The organism is Vibrio sp. 10N.222.55.B11 (assembly GCF_041473705.1).
Lineage (GTDB): Bacteria > Pseudomonadota > Gammaproteobacteria > Enterobacterales > Vibrionaceae > Vibrio > Vibrio crassostreae_C.
In genome coordinates this window covers 1-2268 of record NZ_JBFRST010000144.1, presented here as the reverse complement: position 1 = coordinate 2268, position 2268 = coordinate 1, and the positions used below count along the sequence as shown (strand labels likewise).

The 2268-nt window shown below is 35.4% G+C and carries 1 protein-coding gene; it reads right to left on the bottom strand.

What is annotated here, in order from left to right; all coding sequences use genetic code 11:
* Nucleotides 1–176: 176 nt before the first annotated feature.
* Complete coding sequence (locus AB4503_RS25420; RefSeq protein WP_372115914.1) at nt 177–1853, bottom strand: ATP-dependent endonuclease; 1677 nt, start codon at nt 1851–1853, stop codon at nt 177–179.
* Nucleotides 1854–2268 lie beyond the last annotated feature (415 nt).

The following is a 2268-nucleotide window of genomic DNA, read 5'->3' as shown; positions in this document are numbered from 1 at the left end:
AGTAATGATTACCTTAGGAAAGCGGGATTATTTTCACTGAAAGACGGATGGATCGCTGTTCAATATCCAAACCAGAAGATATAAGTTAGGCGTTCTGAATGAACCGCCCTGTGCGGATCCGCATGCAGGGTGGTGTGGGGGCTGGAGGGTAAATACCTCCGGCTACCCGATTAGGTTTATACCCCTTTACGATATGGATCAGACACCCATTTTGATACTGTTCTAATAAATTCCCAAACATCACCTTCATTAGGTTTTAAATACCCTTCAATTTCAGGGTCTGCCCCCATTTTATCAAATGCTTCCATAATCCATTGAGGTCCATGTCTTCCAGCCGTAATATTTAAGCAACGTAACCATTGTTCTAGAGCTCCGACAGGAACAACAAACAAACCAAATTGAGCTAAATTATCCAATAACATTTTTACAGATTCCTGATGCTCCTCCGGTAACTCAAGAAAACCATTTTTATTTGGATTTAAGCCAGCATCTGTAAATGCTTTATTAATATTGCCTCTTAACCCCCCCCAACTGTCAATTAACGCTTGTGGAATATTACAAGCCTTACATATTTCTTTGAATTCTGTATTTACTTTTATAATATCGAGATCTGTTATGGCAGCAGCAGGGATCCCCATATCTCTTAATGGTGCAATAATACGCCCTATTGTTTGTTTATTTTGTGCATTAATAAATAAACTGTCTCTAGCCCCATTACTAGTAAATTGATTTAAACGCTCATTAACCTCTTGATAAAATGCTCTATCTGCATCCGATTCTGAAATAATAACACTTTCGTGAAACATTGCCCCCAATACACCCGAAGATCTTAACAAAGGGTTCTTCATCAATTCACTTAATCTTTCAGATGTTAGATGCCTTGCAGAAGGAACACCATTTGTATATGTCATGCGAATAATATTAATTTTTTGTCCAGATTGAACGCACCCCATAAGAAAATCAGGACTATGAGTAGCAACAAACATCTTTTGTTCTTTCTCTTTCGCAAGCGAACTAAGAACCTTACCAAGTTTTCGAGCTAAAGGAGGGTGAAGAAAAGCTTCTGGTTCATCGATTAATACAATTTTATAATCTTGACTTAACGTTGAAGAAACTAATCCTGTAAATGCTTTCACACCATCACTCATATCCATAATGTCAGTAGCATTATTATGGAAATCTCTCGCAACTTGGTCTAATCCTTGCTCTTCAGAACTATTAATTGGTGCAACATTAGACATTCGAATTCTAAATTGGGTCATACTTGTAGGATCAATTACAAAATATTTTCCTATAGCATCAAATGTAATATCGCTAATTTTTTTTCGCGCACAATCATTTTGAAAGAGAGCCATCAGATGATTATTCGGTTCTTTAGTTAAATCCCCCGAAGGTCTAGGTTCAGTAAGTGAAAATCTTGTTTTTCCATCCAATCGAACAGTGTAATATGATAAAAAGTTTTCAGCAAAATACCTAAAATCATTTTGATGACCTTCAAACTGCTGTAAAAGATAATCTACACTTACTTGCCTAACAGAAGGTTCGTTATCTCGAAATACACTTACTCCTCTCATAAAGATATTCCCATCCTGATGGGAATATCCCTCAGGTTTACCGACCTCTTTTGCTTTTACCATCCGAAGGAAATCATCTTTTTCTATTTTTTCTATTTCTATCTCATCTATAATCTTCCTATCAGGCTCAGGGTTATTGCAAATTGATTCAATTTCCTTTAAAATCAAACTCTTACCAGAATTATTAGGTCCAACAAAAATATTTACAGCTTCTGGAGTTAACAATAAAGGTTCAGATTTAGAATCTGCACCAAACAAAATTTTTATCTTAATAATCATTTTTTATCCTAAAATTTGCAACAATACTGCTCAATAAAAACCTAACATTTTAATATCGTGCCAGCACGAATTGATGTATTCAGCATATCTCAAGAGCTTTACCTAACCAACTGAAAATTATAAATATAATCCATTTTGATTCTAATTTTTAGTTGAAAATCGTGCAAGCACATATTGCTTCCGATTCAAGGCACGTTATCAATCAAAAATTTCCTTTTAGTATGTATTATTCAATGGCTTAAAAATTGTTGAACAATATATTCGTGCGTAAGTATGATTAAAGGTTAGTCTGTTGTGGGTTAAAATATTTAGCTACATTGTTGGAACTCTAGGCATGAGGAAAAGTAAGGCAAGTTGCAGGGTTTGAAACTGAGTTTAATCCCTCTCTGGCTCACTTTGGGGCAGAAATGAGCTA

Excerpts from the sequence above, each read along its gene's own strand:
- AB4503_RS25420 (WP_372115914.1), bottom strand. The coding sequence starts at position 1,853 with ATGATTATTAAGATAAAAATTTTGTTTGGTGCAGATTCTAAATCTGAA.